Source organism: Pseudomonas sp. GW101-3H06, from assembly GCF_059424605.1.
The window spans coordinates 4,006,423-4,020,457 of sequence record NZ_JBWKZO010000001.1 but is presented as its reverse complement, the minus strand read 5'-3'; the positions used below and the strand labels follow the sequence as shown (position 1 = coordinate 4,020,457).

Below are 14,035 nucleotides of genomic sequence, written 5' to 3'. Positions count from 1 at the left end.
TTAACCATACTCGCGCCATTGGTGGACTACACAAAACCCTGTGGGAGCGGGTTTGTGAACGGCGATTTATCACGATTAATTTAACTTTTCGTCAGGATTTGGCGATCTTTTGCTCCCTATACTCGGCCCCAACGAACAATTACCAGGAGCCGGATATGTCGCAGTCAACTGCTTCACCCAAGGCCAGCCACCCTCGCTGGCTGAGGCTCACCCATTGGCTCAACGCCCTGGCGGTGCTGGTGATGGTCACCAGCGGCTGGCGCATCTACAACGCCTCGCCGCTTTACGATTTCAGCTTCCCGAAATCGATCACCCTCGGCGGCTGGCTCGGCGGTGCCTTGCAATGGCACTTCGCGGCGATGTGGTTGCTGGCGATCAACGGCCTCGTCTATCTGCTCATCAACCTGCTCAGTGGGCGTCTGAAACGACGGTTTTTCCCGGTCTCGCCCAAAGGCGTGCTGCATGACCTGTGGGCTGCAATGCGCGGAAAGCTCGGTCATGCCGACCTGAGCCATTACAACCAGGTGCAACGAGTGGCGTACCTGTTCGTGATGGTCGACATCACCTTGCTGGTGATCTCCGGCCTGGTGTTGTGGAAGTCGGTGCAGTTCCCGTTGTTGCGTGAACTGATGGGCGGTTATGAAGCCGCGCGGCATGTGCACTTCATCACGATGGCGCTGTTGGTGGCGTTCGTGGCGGTGCATCTGGTGATGGTCGCGCTGGTACCCAAAACACTGCTGGCCATGATCGTCGGTCGTAAGGAGCACGTATGAAAAAGCCCATTCGAGACTCCGGACTGGACGAGTCGTCCATCCTGACCGACGCCCGGAAAATCCTCGCGCCGCAGATCGAGGACCGCTCCCGTCGCTCGTTCCTGCTGCGTGGCTTGACCCTGGGTGGCGTGGCCATGTTGTCCGGTTGCAACCTGACCGACAGCGACAGCGTCGAGACCGCGTTGTCATCCATGTCGCGCTTCAACGATCGGGTGCAGGGCTGGCTGTTCAACCCCAATGCCATGGCGCCGACCTATCCGGCGTCGATGATCACCCGGCCGTTTCCCTTCAATGCCTTCTACGGCATCGAGGATGCGCCGACGGTGGAGGAGGAGGGGTATCGCCTGGAAGTCACAGGGCTGGTCGCGGACAAGCGCAGCTGGCGCCTCGAGGAGTTGCGGGCCATGGCACAGACCGAACAGATCACCCGGCACATTTGCGTCGAAGGCTGGAGCGCAATCGGACGCTGGGGCGGCGTGCGCTTCAGTGACTTCCTCAAGCGGATCGGCGCCGACACCGATGCCAAATACGTCGGCTTCAAGTGCGCCGACGATTACTACACCAGCATCGACATGGCCACCGCGTTGCATGCGCAAACCCTGTTGGCGCTGACCTGGGACGGCGCGGTACTGCCGCGCGAGTATGGCTTCCCGATGAAGCTGCGCATGCCCACCAAACTCGGCTACAAGAACCCCAAACACATCCAGGCGATTTTCGTCAGCAACACCTACAGCGGTGGCTACTGGGAAGACCAGGGCTACAACTGGTTCGGGGGCAGCTGACGGGGCCTGATTCGTTCATACACCCGCAAACTGAGCTTCAAGGAGTTACATCATGAAAAAAATAGCCACCGCCGTTCTGTCGATGTGCCTGGCAATGGGCACCGCCAGTGTCTTCGCTGCCGATGCCATGAGCAACGACAGCATGAGCAAAGACGCAATGTCCAAGGACGCCATGCACAAAGACGCGATGAAAAAAGATGCCATGGCCAATGACGCGATGAAGAAAGACAGCATGTCCAAGGATTCGATGAGCAAGGACGGCATGAAAAAAGACGCCATGTCCAAGGATGCGATGAAAAAGGACGCGATGTCTCAGTAACCCCCAACCACCTCAATTCCTGCGGGAGCGAGCTTGATCCCGCAGTTGTTTGCCGTGCAACGGCATGACCTTGACTCATGCACCTGATTTCGTCACTTCACTGTATCAAAAATGAATTTCCGTCGACGCCGCTGCTCATACCTGTAGGTAGCGGATTAGAGCCCGCGAAATCGTTGAGGCATACAGGGAGCGGCAAGGTCATGAGTCGAGTATCGACGGCAGGTGGAGACCTTCATGGCGGGTTGATTCTGGTGGTTGAGGACGACCCGCTGATTCTGGAATTTCTCTGTGAAATTCTTCAGGAAGAAGGCTATGCGGTAGAACCGCAGACCAGTGCGGACGCCGCGTCGGTGTACTTGCAGCGTCATGCGCAGGGCGTCGGATTGTTGCTGACGGACATCACCATGCCCGGCACCCTCAACGGCGCAGACCTGGCCAACCTGTTCGGCGATCGCTGGCCGGACAAACCGATCATGATCATGTCCGGCTACGAAACCCCGCAAAGCTCCGGTGTGCGGCACGAGGTCTCGTTCATCAAGAAACCCTGGGCCCTGGGGCAGTTGCTCGATTGCGTGGATGTTGCGTTCAACTCACGCCGTACATGAGTGATCGTGTACATTCCTCAAGACATCTGCCATCTCCTTGAGACAGGAAGGACCCTTTTGTCTACTCCAGACGCCGTCTACAACGTCCCGTACCGTGCCTTCCTGTTCGACATGGACGGCACCATCCTTACCTCGATTGCCGCCGCCGAGCGCGTCTGGAGCCACTGGGCCGTGCGCCACGGTGTTGATGTCGGGACCTTTCTGCCCACCATCCACGGCGCCCGCGCCATCGATACCATCCAGCGCCTGGCCTTGCCCGGTGTCGATGCCGAGGCCGAAGCCGCGTGGATCACCGCAGCGGAAATCGAGGATGTCGAAGGGGTTGCAGAGGTGATCGGCGCGGCGCGGTTTCTCCGGTCACTGCCGGCCCATCAATGGGCCATCGTCACCTCGGCACCCAGGACACTGGCATTACGCCGCATGGCCGCCGCCGGAATTCCCGAGCCGGACGTGATGGTCACCGCCGAGGACGTCAGCGTCGGCAAGCCTGACCCGGCCGGTTATCGGCTGGCTGCCCGGCGGCTGGATGTCGAGATAACGGATTGCCTGGTGTTCGAAGACGCCACGGTGGGGATACTCGCGGCGCAAGCGGCGGGGGCGGATTTGGTGATTGTCACGGCGACCCATGATCAGCCGATGGAAACGGGGCATGCCGTGCTGGGCACTTATGACTCGGTTGTTGCCCGTGTAGACGCCGACGGTTTCATCAGCCTGCACACAATCTAATACTGGGCGAGCGTATGTTTCAGTCAATCCCTGGGATCGAGCGGGCATTACGCCGAATCACCTGCGGCGGTTGCCCGAACGCCCGCAGGAACGCTTCGCGCATGCGGCGGCGGTCGCTGAAGCCGGTTTCCAGGGCAATCTGGTCGAGGGTCAGGCGCCCGCGTTCGAGCATCTGTCGCGCCGCCTCCAGGCGCAGGTTTTCGATGGCCTTGGCCGGCGATTGCCCGGTTTCGGCGCGAAAGGCTCGGCTGAACTGGCGAGGGCTGAGGCGCGCCACGTCCGCCAGTTGCTCCACCGACAGCGTCTGGGCCAGGTGTTCCCGGGCATAGCCGAGCACGGTCTGGATGCGGTCGGATTTCGGCGCCAGTTCCAGCAACGCCGAGTGTTGCGACTGGCCACCGGCGCGACGGTGGTACATCACCAGTTTCTGCGCCACCGAGCGGGCCAGTTCGGCGCCGTGGTCTTTTTCCACCATGGCCAGTGCCAGGTCGATGCCGGCGGTCATCCCGGCGGACGTCCAGATCGAACCGTCGATCACGTAAATACGGTCAGCTTCCACCTTGATTGACGGAAAACGCTCCTGCAGCTGCCGCGCATAGGCCCAGTGCGTGGTGGCACGCCGACCATCAAGCAAACCGGCCTGGGCCATGACAAAGGCGCCGGAACAGATCGACGCCGTGCGTCGGGCGGTCTGGGTGCTGGCGCGCAGGTAATCGAGCACCGCTTCGGGGGCCTGTTCGAGGATCGCATCGCCGCCTACCACGATCACCGTATCGATCAGCCGTTCATCGAATGCTTCGGTGCCGACCGTCAACCCGCCGGAGGCGCGCAGGGTGTGACCCTCCTCAGACAGTACGCGCACGTCATACAGGGCTTCGCCAGCGCTGAAATTGGCGTATTCGAACACCGGCATGGCCGCCAGCGCCATGGACTGGAAACCCTCGAAAACCACAAACGCCACGCTGATCATTGCGATGCCCTCAAACGGTCGTGTCCGAAAAACGTACTTTAAACGTCATTTGCGACACGCACGAGCTTATTTATAACAGCTCACACCCGGCGAACGTTTCGCCTCACCGTGAAGGACATTGAACATGACGCTCTCAACCCAAGGTACTGCACTGATTACTGGAGCCTCGTCAGGCATCGGCGCGGTGTATGCAGATCGACTTGCCCGCCAGGGCTACGACCTGATTCTGGTGGCGCGCAGCCAGGCGAAACTCAATGCCCTGGCCAACCGTTTGAGCGACGAAACCGGTCGCAACGTGGAAGTGGTTGTCGCCGATTTGAAAGACAAGGCTGATTTGCTGCGGGTCGAACAGATCCTGCGCAGCGATGCCAGCATCACCCTGCTGGTCAATAACGCCGGAGTCGGCGCGGTCATGCCGCTGCTGGGCAGCCCCGTTGATGACATGGAAGACATGATCACCCTCAACATTACAGCGCTGACGCGTCTGGCCTACGCCGTGGCACCGGGTTTCGTCGCCCGTGGCAGCGGGACTGTGATCAACATTGCCTCGATCGTCGCTATCGCCCCGCAAATCCTCAACGGTGTGTACGGCGGGACCAAGGCATTCGTTCTGGCCTTGAGCCAGTCGATGCACCACGAACTGGCCGATAAAGGCGTGCGCATCCAGGCCGTGCTGCCGGGCGCCACCGCCACCGATTTCTGGAGCGAGGCCGGGAATCCGGTGGAAAACCTGCCGCAGGAAATCGTGATGTCTGCCGACGATATGGTCGACGCCGCACTGGTGGGGTTGGCGAGCGGGGAAGTGGTGACCATTCCAGGATTGCACGACGGTGCTCAATGGGACCGATACGAAGCCCAGCGTCAGGTGCTTTCCGGGTTGTTCGGCAGCTCCACGTCGGCGCCGCGTTACCGTTAGATTGATGGTGTTCTTGCGGACGCCTTCGCGAGCAGGCTCGCTCCCACAAGGATCAGCGCCCATCCTGTGGGAGCGAGCCTGCTCGCGAAAGGGCCATTGAAGTGTCAGTGCCGGGACTGGGTGAACTAAGCTTGAACAAGGACCGTTCACCACTGACCCGTGGAAAATTCGACGGGGCTGTGGCGTGCAACAGGAGCCCAAAATGCTTCACATCAGAACGCCCTTGATCCTGCATCCAGACCTGTCGACGCCGTCCCGCCGAATCTGGCTCAAACTGGAAAACCTGCAACCCAGCGGCTCCTTCAAGCTGCGTGGCATAGGGCTTTTGTGCAGCCAGGCGGCGGCGAAGGGCAAACGCAAGGTGGTCTGTCCTTCTGGTGGTAATGCCGGGTTTGCCACCGCCGTGGCGGCTGCCCGCCTGGGCATGAAAGCCTGCATCGTGGTGCCGCACACGACCCCTGAATCCACCCGCGCCAGGATCAAGAAAACCGGCGCCGACGTGCTTGTCCATGGCAAGGTCTGGGACGAGGCCAATCTGCGGGCCAAGGAGCTGGCGAAAGGCGCGGACACCGAATTTGTGCCGGCCTTCGATCACCCGGTGCTGTGGGAAGGGCACAGCACGATGATCGATGAAATTCTCGAGGATTGTCCGCAGGTCGATGCGTTGGTGACCTCGGTGGGGGGCGGTGGTTTGCTGGCCGGCCTTCTCACCGGGCTGATTCGCCACAAACGCATGGATTGCAGGATCATCGCCTGTGAAACGGAGGGCGCCGCGTCTTTTGCTGCCGCTGTCCGTGCCGGGCACCCTGTCAAGTTTCCCCGGATCGATACGGTCGCGCGGTCGCTCGGTGCGACGTTGGTGGCCGCCTGGCCCGTGGAGCACGTTGTCGATTTTGACCACGAGTGCGTAGTGCTCAGCGATGAAGAGGCGATTATGGGGGTGGTGCGTTACGCCAGCGATTTGCGCCAGCTGGTCGAGCCCGCCTGCGGCGTTTCGCTGGCCATCGCCTACCTGGATCACCCGGCGATCGCCGAAGCTCACGACGTGGTGATTGTGGTGTGTGGCGGCGTCAGCATCAGCGCGCAACTGGTCGCCGGCTGGGCTCGTTGATCTGGAACATCATGAATGTCAAACAAGGCAGGGCCAGGCACGCTATCGAGTGTCACAAGCCCCACCGTTGGGATTGACGGGTTTTATTGACCTGCGCGAACACCGTCCTGGACGAGGATGGCGCGGGCCAGGTCTTCGTCGCTTGCGTTATTGAGGTCTGGATGATTCTGCCGGAGCTGATTGAGTACCGATTCCAGATACACGCCGCGAATCGTACCGCCACTGGCCACGAAGCTGGAGGCGTCATCCCGGGCGGGAATCATCAGTTTGTCATCCTTGAAGGTCGAGTACAGCGAAGCGGATACGCCGGCCGAGGTGGCGACGTCGCCCGCATCCACATCGGCCATCGCAGAACCGATGGGTAAACACAACAGCAGGGAAGAAACGATAATCAGACGGCGCATGATGGTGTCCTCTGAAAGCGTGCTGCAAAAAGGAAATGCCTCATATTTTAGGATGCGCGGCGGCCCTGGAGAGTTCCGTCCGGATTCGTCGTGCCTTGTGGGAGCGAGCCTGCTCGCGAAAGCGGACTGACCTTCGCTATCGATGTCGACTGACACGACCCCTTCGCGAGCAGCCTGGCTTCCACAATAGAATCGGGTTGATCCTGAGCCCATTCACCGCGAAAACCGGTTGCGATATTCCCGTGGCGAAACCCCCAGATTTCGCTGGAACGTCAGGCGCATGCGCTCTTCATCACCAAAGCCGCACTGCCGGGAGATTTGATCAATGTTGCGCTCCGAATCTTCCAGCAAGCGCCGGGCGGCTTCGACCCGCAGTACTTCCACAGCCTTGGCCGGGGTGCGGCCGGTCTTGAGCTTGTAGACCCGGGCGAAGTTGCGCGGGCTCATTTGAACCTGTTGGGCCAGGGCCTCGACCGTGAGGTTTTCCCCGGCCAGGTTTTGCGTGATCCACAGGTGCAGGTCGTCGAAGGTGGCACCTTCGCTGGTTTGCGATTGCAGCAGTTGACTGTACTGGGCCTGGCCGCCGGGGCGCTTGAGGAATACCACCATTTCCCGGGCTACTTGCAACGCCACTTCGCGCCCGCAATCTTCTTCGACCAGCGCCAGCGCCAGGTCGATACCGGCGCTGACGCCGGCGGATGTCCACACCGGCCCCTGCTTGACGAAGATCGCATCGTTGTCGACTTCGATCGACGGATAGCGCTCCTTGAGCATCTCGCACATCGCCCAGTGGGTGGCGGCGCGGCGCCCCTCGAGCAATCCGGCCTCGGCCAGCAGGAAGGTGCCGCTGCACACCGACGCGGTGCGTTTGGCTTTGCCCGATGCCCCGGCCAGCCATGCGACAAGGTCCAGCGATCTATTCATGGCATGGAGAATGTTCGGTGCGCCGGGAGCGATCAGCGTGTCGATGGAATCTTCGGCGAAGTCGGTCAGCGGCACAGTGTTCACCGCCAGACCTTCCGCGGTTGCCATCAAGCCGCCGGCAAGGCTGGCCGTGTGCAGCGTGTAGCCCGGCAAGCCGCGACTGTTCATGTACCGGGAAGCCGCCCAGAACACGGTCTGCGCCCCGGTCAGGTCCAGCAGGCCCATATCCGGGTAGGCGAGGAATACGATCAGGCGCGGCTGTCCAACGGGAATGACGGGTGATTCGAAGGGACTGGGGATTGCGTTCATAAGCTTCTGTTTGAGCGAGTTGGAATAATGATAATTCGCAAACGGTATAAACGTGATGGCTGTTGATCGGCTGTCAGGATTTCAGGGTTTTATGTCAGTTGGTCCGACGAAGTCTAGCCCTGTCAGCAGTGCCTGGTTGTAGGATATTTGTTCGCTGTCTGCCTCGATAACTTGCACGAAGGTAGAGATCATGGCCAAGAATATAGTGATTATCGGCGCCGGTTTTGCCGGCGTCTGGAGCGCCTTGGGCGCGGCGCGCGTACTCGACATCCATGGCAAGTCTGCCGATGTCGACGTGACCCTGGTGTCCCCACGACCGGAACTGGTCATTCGCCCGCGCCTGTATGAACCCTCACCCCATGAAATGACGGCGCCCTTGTCGCCCGTGCTGCAAGCAGTGGGCGTCAGGTTCGTCGGTGCCGAAGTTGAACGCATCGACACATCCGCTCGCCAGGTGGTTGCCCGGAGCGCTGACGGTCGTGACATCAAACTGGACTATGACCGCCTGTTGCTGACCAGCGGCAGCATACTCAATCGCCCGCCGGTGCCAGGGTTGGCCGAATACGCTTTCGCCACGGATCAACTGGCCGATGCAGTGGAACTGGAGGAACACCTGGTCGGGTTGCGCCAGCTGCCGGATTCGCCGGAGCGCAATACGGTCGTGGTGGTGGGTGGTGGTTTCACCGGGCTGGAAGTGGCCACCGAACTGCCGGAAAAACTGCGCAAGATCCTTGGGCCAAATGTCCCGTTCAGGGTTGTCGTGGTCGAACGCGCCGATGAAATCGGTCCGGACCTGGGGGCGAATCCGCGACCGTTGATCATCGAAGCGCTGCAGCAGATGGGCATCGAGTTTCAGGTCGGTTCCGGGGTGGTTGCCATTGATGCCGATGGCGTGCAGACCGCCAACGGTCAGCGCATCGATGCAATGACCGTAATCTGGACCGGTGGGCTGGTCGCCAGTGGCCTGACCTCGCAAGTGTCATCGCAGCTCGACCGCCTGGGACGCGCCGAAGTGACCGACGACTTGCGTGTGATCGGCACCGATCACGTGTTTGCCGCCGGCGACGTGGCCAGGGCGTTGACCGATGATCAAGGGCATTACGCGCTGATGTCCTGCCAGCACGCGATCATCATGGGACGCTTTGGCGGGCACAACGTGGCTGCCGATCTGCTGGGCGTGCCGACCCTGCCGTACCGTCAACCCTTCTACGCCACCTGCCTGGACCTGGGCGAGTGGGGTGCGGTGTACACCGAGGGCTGGGACCGTCAGGTGGTGTTGACCCATGACGAAGGCAAGGAACGCAAGCGCATGATCAACACCCAGTGGATCTATCCGCCTGCGGCGAACCGCGCCGACGCGCTGGCGGCCGGTGACCCTCTGGCATCCTTCTAAACGGATGGATTGGTCATCCTGCTCGCGATGGCGGTGTGTCAGGCAACAGTGATGTTGGATGTGCCTGCCTCTTCGCGAGCAGGCTCACTCCCACAGGTCGGGTACTCGTGAGTATTGAGAACAATTGTATTGTTCATAGCTGTCTGTTTCTGCACAAAAGGGCTGGGTACCTTGGGGTCACTCAAACCAGACAAGGACCCCCACATGCTCAATCGCTTGGTTCTGCCTTTTGCCCTGTTGTTCTCCCTCAACGCCGCCCACGCCGCCGAGGGTGAAAAATGGTACCCGTCGAAATACGGTGCCCAAGATGAAATCGGCGCGCTGAACCTGCTCAATGCCGATTCGGTGCTCAATGCCGCCAAACTGATCAAGACCGGCAAGACCTACCCGCTGGCGGTGCCCATCGACAAGAATCTGCCGGCCTTCCGTCATCGCAGTTTTCACCTGACCAACGTCCAGCCCGGCGAAGCGGGCGGCGCCACCATGGGGCCGAACAAATTCACCTTCAACGATGAGCTGGTGGTGGGCTGGACCGGTGTCGGCACCCAGCTCAATGGCATCGGCCACATCGGCATCGATAATGTCTATTACAACGGCAACCGCGCGGCAGACTTTGTCACCGTGGAAGGGGTGCAGAAACTCGGCATCGAAAAAGTCCCGCCGATGGTCACCCGTGGTGTGGTGCTGGACATGACCGCGGTGTATGGCAGCGCCATCGTGCCGGAGAAAACCGAGTTCACGGTCGCCGACATCCAGAAGGCGTTGGACCTGCAAGGCATCACCATCGAGAAAGGTGACGTGGTGCTGTTCAACACCGGTTGGCTGGAACTGCTGGGCAAGGACAACGAGAAGTTCCTTGCAGTGGAACCTGGCATCGGCATGGCGGCGGCCAAATGGTTGGCGGACAAGCAGATCGTCGCCTTCGGTGGTGACACCTGGGCCTCGGAAATCTACCCCGGCACTGACGGCCAGGTGTTCCCGGTCAACCAGTTCATGCTGGCCAAGAACGGCATCTACAATCTTGAACTGATCGACAGCCGCGCGCTGGTGCGGGACAAGGCATGGACTTTCATGTTCGTGCTCGGGCAGCCGCTGTACAAGGGCTCGACCCAGGTCAACATCAACCCGGTGGCGATTCGCTGATACCCAACGCCCAGTTCATAACCCACCCGCGCCGGTCTTTGCCGCCGCGGGTTTTGACGGATACGCACTTTGAACCAGACCACCCGGTTTCCCTCGCTGGGCAGCATCGCCGCACGCCTGCGCCTCAAACAACTGCGCTTGCTGATTGCGCTGGATGAACGCGGTTCGCTGCACAAGGCGGCCGAACAGATTTCCATCTCCCAGTCCGGCGCTACCAAGGCGCTGCATGAAGTCGAGTCGCTGCTTGGCATGCCGCTGTTCGAGCGTCAGCCCCAAGGCCTGGTGGCCAACGAAATGGGGCGTTGCATGATCCGTTACGCGCGGCTGATCTACAGCGACGTCGAACACTTGCGCGAGGACATGCTGAGCATCCTGCGCGGGCAGGGTGGGCGGCTGTCGGTGGGGGTGATCATGGGCGCGGTGCCATTGCTCACCCGGGCCTTGACCGAACTGCGCCTCAAGCAACCGCAACTGGCCATCGAAGTGGTGGAAAACACCAGCGCCAACCTGCTCGGGCTGCTGGATCAGGGACGGCTGGACCTGGCCATTTGTCGTACCAGTGTCGGCCAGCGTTCGGACGCCTATGCCTGCATCGAGTTGAGCGAAGAACCTTTGGCAGTGGTGGCCAGCAAGGACCATCCACTGGCCGGTGCCACCTCGTTACAGTTGGCGCAATTGAGCGATTACCGCTGGGTGGTTTACCCCAAGGACATGCCGATGCGCCAGGCCCTGGAGCGCGAACTGGAGGAGGCGGGGCTGGATATTCCGCGTTATCCGCTGGAGACCTCGTCGATTTTCGCCACCATTCTGCTGGTGCAGCAGGACCCGACTTTGCTGGCGGTGATCCCGGCGGAAGTCGCCGGCTTCTGTGCGCAGTTCGATTTGCTGGTGACGCTGCCCTTGTCGATGCGCGCGCTGATCGAGCCCTACGGCGCGATCAGCCGGGCCGGCACCGACTTGCCTCCGGCAGCGACCCTGCTGATCGACGAACTGCAACGGTTGATGGTTACTTGATCACGATCGGGTTCACCGGTGCGCCCGTGCCGCCGACGATCTTCAGCGGCGCGGCGGTGTAAAGGAACTGCCACTGACCGTCTTCGGCGCAGTCGTTGGCCAGGTCATCGAGCATCGCCACTTCGGTGAAAGTCACGCCGAGGTTGCGCATCAAAGCGTTGTGCAGCGGGATCAACACACCCGAAGCGGGGTCGACCGCCACTTCGTTGGCCATGGTGTCGGTGACCAGGTTGGGGATCTCCATCTGGTGAAACCACTCCACCAGTTCGCGGCTGAAGGTCAGGCCCGGCTCGGCGAAATCCTTGTAGAACTCTTCCGGCTCGCGCTCATAGAACGAGCCGATCCAGCCAGTGCGGATGATCAGGATGTCACGCTTGTGGATCTCGATACCCTGGGCGTTGGCGGCAGCCAGCAGGTCGTGGTGATTGAAGGTCTCGCCCTTGTCCAGCACGGTTTTGCCGCGATGGCGGGCCATGTCGATCAACACCGCACGGCCGACGATGCCGCGCTCGGCAATCGGCAGGATGCTGGCCTTGTCCATGCCGCCGATGGTGCTCATGGCGTCGTAGCCGTTCCACAGTTTGTTGTCGTGCCAGACATGGCCCAGCGCGTCGTATTGGGTCGAGCCTTGCAGGTGCATGAAGATTACGTCGTCGGCGTATTCCACATGGCCGTCAAAGTGCGTCTTGCCGGCCAGGAAGTGCCCCTTGTCCAACACGTTGACCCGCATCGACGGCCGTCGCCCGGGCCACAAGGGTTCGCCCTTGGGGTGACCGATCTGCACTTGCAGGGTAAAGGTCTTGCCCTGGCGCACCGCAGCGATACCCCGCAGGATTTCCGCGCTTTGCAGGTAGTTCAGGGCGCCAACTTCATCCTCAGGCCCCCATTTTCCCCAGTTGGTGGGCAGGCCTTCGAGCAAGGCCTTGATGTCGGGAGAGCGGTCGACGGTGTTGTTATTGTGGTCGCACATGGGATCTGTCCTTGGTTTGAGCGTCTGACTCGGTCCCTGTGGGAGCGAGCCTGCTCGCGAAGAGGGCGTGTCAGTCACCATTGATGAACCTGGCACACCGCTTCCGCGAGCAGGCTCGCTCCCATAGGGATTTGTGCTGATTGCGGAATTATTTGATCGGCGAAAACGCCGCCGGCATCAACAGCTTCGATTCCATCTTTTCCAGCATCGGGAACGCGATCGGCACAAAGCCTTCGAGCCAGTCCGGGTCCTGGTACAGGGCGGCGCGTTTCTTGATGCGCTCGTCCAGGCTCTCGTAGGCCCAGATGTGGATCACCTGGTTCAACTCACCGATTTCGGTGTACCACCAACCCACCAGCGTGGTGTAGCGGGAGATCACCGGCAGGCCGTTTTCCTCGAAGTGCTTGAGGTAGGTCTGCATTTTTCCGATCTGGATCGTGTAGGTGCGCATTTCGTAGAACATGGGAGGCTTCTCTTCAGGAATGAGTGCCGTGGAAGGCGTTGCTGATGATTCGCTCGACGTCGGCGGCGGTGGTCAGGCGAGGGTTGACCAACACGTTGCCGCTGCGCATCGAGTCGCTGACCATTTGCGGCATGTAGTCCAGGTCCACGCCCAGGTCCTTGATGTTGTCAGGGATGCCGATGGCCTTGTTCAGCGCCATCACGTGTTCCACTACTTTGTACCCGGCGCGGGCAGGGCTGAGGCCGTCGACGTTCTCGCCCATGGCCAGGGCAATCTCGCAAAACCGTTCAGGGCAGGCCGGCAGGTTGTATTCGATGACGTAGGGCAGCAGCGTCGCGTTGGCGATGCCATGGGGGATGTTGAACACGCCGCCGAAGGTGTGGGAGATCGCGTGCACATTACCCAGTTTGGATTGTGCGAAGGCGACCCCGGCGAGGAACGAGGCGAGCAGCATCTGCTCCCGGGCGTGCAGGTCGGAACCGGTGAAGAACGCTTTGGGCAGGTAGGTGCAGATCATCTTGATCGCTTGCAGGGCCAGGGCCTGGCTGATCGGGTTGGCCTGCTTGGAGACGTAGGATTCGATGGCATGGGTCAGGGCGTCCATGCCGGTGGCCGCGGTGATGGATGGCGGCAGCTTGAGGGTCAGTTCGGCGTCGAGAATCGCCAGTTTCGGAAACAGCGCCGGGCTGATGATCACGGTCTTGAACAGGGTCTGGGTGTTGGTGAACACCGTGGACGCGGTGCATTCGCTGCCGGTGCCCGAGGTGGTCGGGATGGCGAAGATCGGCAGCGGCGGGTTCAGCAGTTTGTCATAGCCCTCGTAGTCGAGGATGTTGCCGGGGTTGGTGGCCATGGCCGCGACACCCTTGGCGGTGTCGATGCTGCTGCCGCCACCGACACCGATCACCGAATCGCACTCGTGGTTTTTCAGGAACGCCACGGCGCGTTCCAGCACGTCGGTCGTAGGGTTGGGTTCGACGCCGTCAAACACTTCGTAGGCAATCTCGCTGTCAGCCAGCGAAGCAAAAAAAGGTGCCATCACGCCCGACGCCATCAACCCTTGGTCGGTGACCACCAGCAGTTTTTTTCGAACATGCGGTTTAAGCAGCGCACCGGCCTGGCGCACCAGGCCGTTGCCGCTTTTCAAGGTCGTGGGAAAGTAAAACTGGAAGGGGTTCATCGGTTACTCCGGTTCTTGGTCTTGTTCGTCCCG

The 14,035-nt window shown here is 60.9% G+C and carries 16 protein-coding genes; 10 read left to right on the top strand and 6 right to left on the bottom strand.

Annotation, left to right across the window (positions count from 1 at the left end):
• Positions 1–155: 155 nt before the first annotated feature.
• The 5 genes from AC07ZE_RS18380 (at position 156) to AC07ZE_RS18360 (ending at position 3,205) form a co-directional block, all read left to right on the top strand.
• Positions 156–773, top strand: a complete 618-nt coding sequence (locus AC07ZE_RS18380) for a cytochrome b/b6 domain-containing protein (RefSeq protein ID WP_207266091.1) — start codon at positions 156–158, stop codon at positions 771–773.
• The gene (locus AC07ZE_RS18375; protein WP_207266090.1) at positions 770–1,555 is read left to right on the top strand and encodes a molybdopterin-dependent oxidoreductase; all 786 of its coding nucleotides are present in this window, start codon (positions 770–772) and stop codon (positions 1,553–1,555) included. Before AC07ZE_RS18380 ends, AC07ZE_RS18375 begins: the two co-directional genes overlap by 4 nt.
• Positions 1,556–1,607: 52 nt before the next feature.
• Entirely contained in the window at positions 1,608–1,874 is a 267-nt protein-coding gene (locus AC07ZE_RS18370; RefSeq protein WP_207266089.1) for a pentapeptide MXKDX repeat protein, read from the top strand.
• Positions 1,875–2,074: 200 nt separating this feature from the next.
• Positions 2,075–2,479, top strand: coding sequence for a response regulator (locus tag AC07ZE_RS18365; RefSeq protein WP_207266088.1), 405 nt, complete (start codon positions 2,075–2,077; stop codon positions 2,477–2,479).
• Between the two features lie 57 nt (positions 2,480–2,536).
• Positions 2,537–3,205, top strand: coding sequence for an HAD-IA family hydrolase (locus AC07ZE_RS18360; RefSeq protein WP_207266087.1), 669 nt, complete (start codon positions 2,537–2,539; stop codon positions 3,203–3,205).
• Positions 3,206–3,224: 19 nt separating this feature from the next.
• Here AC07ZE_RS18360 and AC07ZE_RS18355 read toward each other — a convergent pair whose 3' ends face one another.
• A complete protein-coding gene (locus AC07ZE_RS18355) occupies positions 3,225–4,175 on the bottom strand; it encodes a GlxA family transcriptional regulator (protein ID WP_207266086.1) in 951 nt (316 codons plus the stop codon).
• Positions 4,176–4,299: 124 nt separating this feature from the next.
• Between AC07ZE_RS18355 and AC07ZE_RS18350 the strand changes: the two genes are divergently transcribed.
• Positions 4,300–5,091, top strand: a complete 792-nt coding sequence (locus AC07ZE_RS18350) for an SDR family NAD(P)-dependent oxidoreductase (RefSeq protein ID WP_207266085.1) — start codon at positions 4,300–4,302, stop codon at positions 5,089–5,091.
• Between the two features lie 202 nt (positions 5,092–5,293).
• A complete protein-coding gene (locus AC07ZE_RS18345) occupies positions 5,294–6,202 on the top strand; it encodes a pyridoxal-phosphate dependent enzyme (protein WP_207266084.1) in 909 nt (302 codons plus the stop codon).
• Positions 6,203–6,285: 83 nt separating this feature from the next.
• Here the strand turns inward: AC07ZE_RS18345 and AC07ZE_RS18340 are convergent, their stop codons facing one another.
• Together AC07ZE_RS18340 and AC07ZE_RS18335 are read right to left on the bottom strand one after the other, a co-directional pair.
• A complete protein-coding gene (locus AC07ZE_RS18340) occupies positions 6,286–6,606 on the bottom strand; it encodes a DUF2388 domain-containing protein (protein ID WP_207266083.1) in 321 nt (106 codons plus the stop codon).
• A 213-nt stretch (positions 6,607–6,819) separates the two neighbouring features.
• Positions 6,820–7,839, bottom strand: coding sequence for a GlxA family transcriptional regulator (locus AC07ZE_RS18335; protein WP_207266082.1), 1,020 nt, complete (start codon positions 7,837–7,839; stop codon positions 6,820–6,822).
• A 190-nt stretch (positions 7,840–8,029) separates the two neighbouring features.
• Between AC07ZE_RS18335 and AC07ZE_RS18330 the strand changes: the two genes are divergently transcribed.
• From AC07ZE_RS18330 to AC07ZE_RS18320, 3 genes are all read left to right on the top strand, one after another.
• The gene (locus AC07ZE_RS18330; RefSeq protein ID WP_207266081.1) at positions 8,030–9,232 is read left to right on the top strand and encodes an NAD(P)/FAD-dependent oxidoreductase; all 1,203 of its coding nucleotides are present in this window, start codon (positions 8,030–8,032) and stop codon (positions 9,230–9,232) included.
• A 204-nt stretch (positions 9,233–9,436) separates the two neighbouring features.
• Entirely contained in the window at positions 9,437–10,375 is a 939-nt protein-coding gene (locus AC07ZE_RS18325) for a cyclase family protein (protein WP_207266080.1), read from the top strand.
• A 69-nt stretch (positions 10,376–10,444) separates the two neighbouring features.
• Positions 10,445–11,389 carry a LysR family transcriptional regulator gene (locus AC07ZE_RS18320; protein WP_207266079.1) on the top strand — a complete coding sequence of 315 codons (945 nt, stop codon included), beginning with the start codon at positions 10,445–10,447 and terminating at the stop codon, positions 11,387–11,389.
• On the opposite strand, the gene AC07ZE_RS18315 is transcribed toward AC07ZE_RS18320, so the two are convergent.
• The 3 genes from AC07ZE_RS18315 to AC07ZE_RS18305 form a co-directional block, all read right to left on the bottom strand.
• Complete coding sequence (locus AC07ZE_RS18315) at positions 11,382–12,359, bottom strand: cyclase family protein (protein ID WP_207266078.1); 978 nt, start codon at positions 12,357–12,359, stop codon at positions 11,382–11,384. The genes AC07ZE_RS18320 and AC07ZE_RS18315 overlap by 8 nt on opposite strands.
• A 148-nt stretch (positions 12,360–12,507) precedes the next feature.
• The gene (locus AC07ZE_RS18310; RefSeq protein ID WP_095192554.1) at positions 12,508–12,822 is read right to left on the bottom strand and encodes an NIPSNAP family protein; all 315 of its coding nucleotides are present in this window, start codon (positions 12,820–12,822) and stop codon (positions 12,508–12,510) included.
• A 13-nt stretch (positions 12,823–12,835) separates the two neighbouring features.
• On the bottom strand, positions 12,836–14,002 hold the full coding sequence (locus tag AC07ZE_RS18305) for an iron-containing alcohol dehydrogenase (RefSeq protein ID WP_207266077.1): 1,167 nt from the start codon (positions 14,000–14,002) through the stop codon (positions 12,836–12,838).
• Between the last annotated feature and the right edge of the window lie 33 nt (positions 14,003–14,035).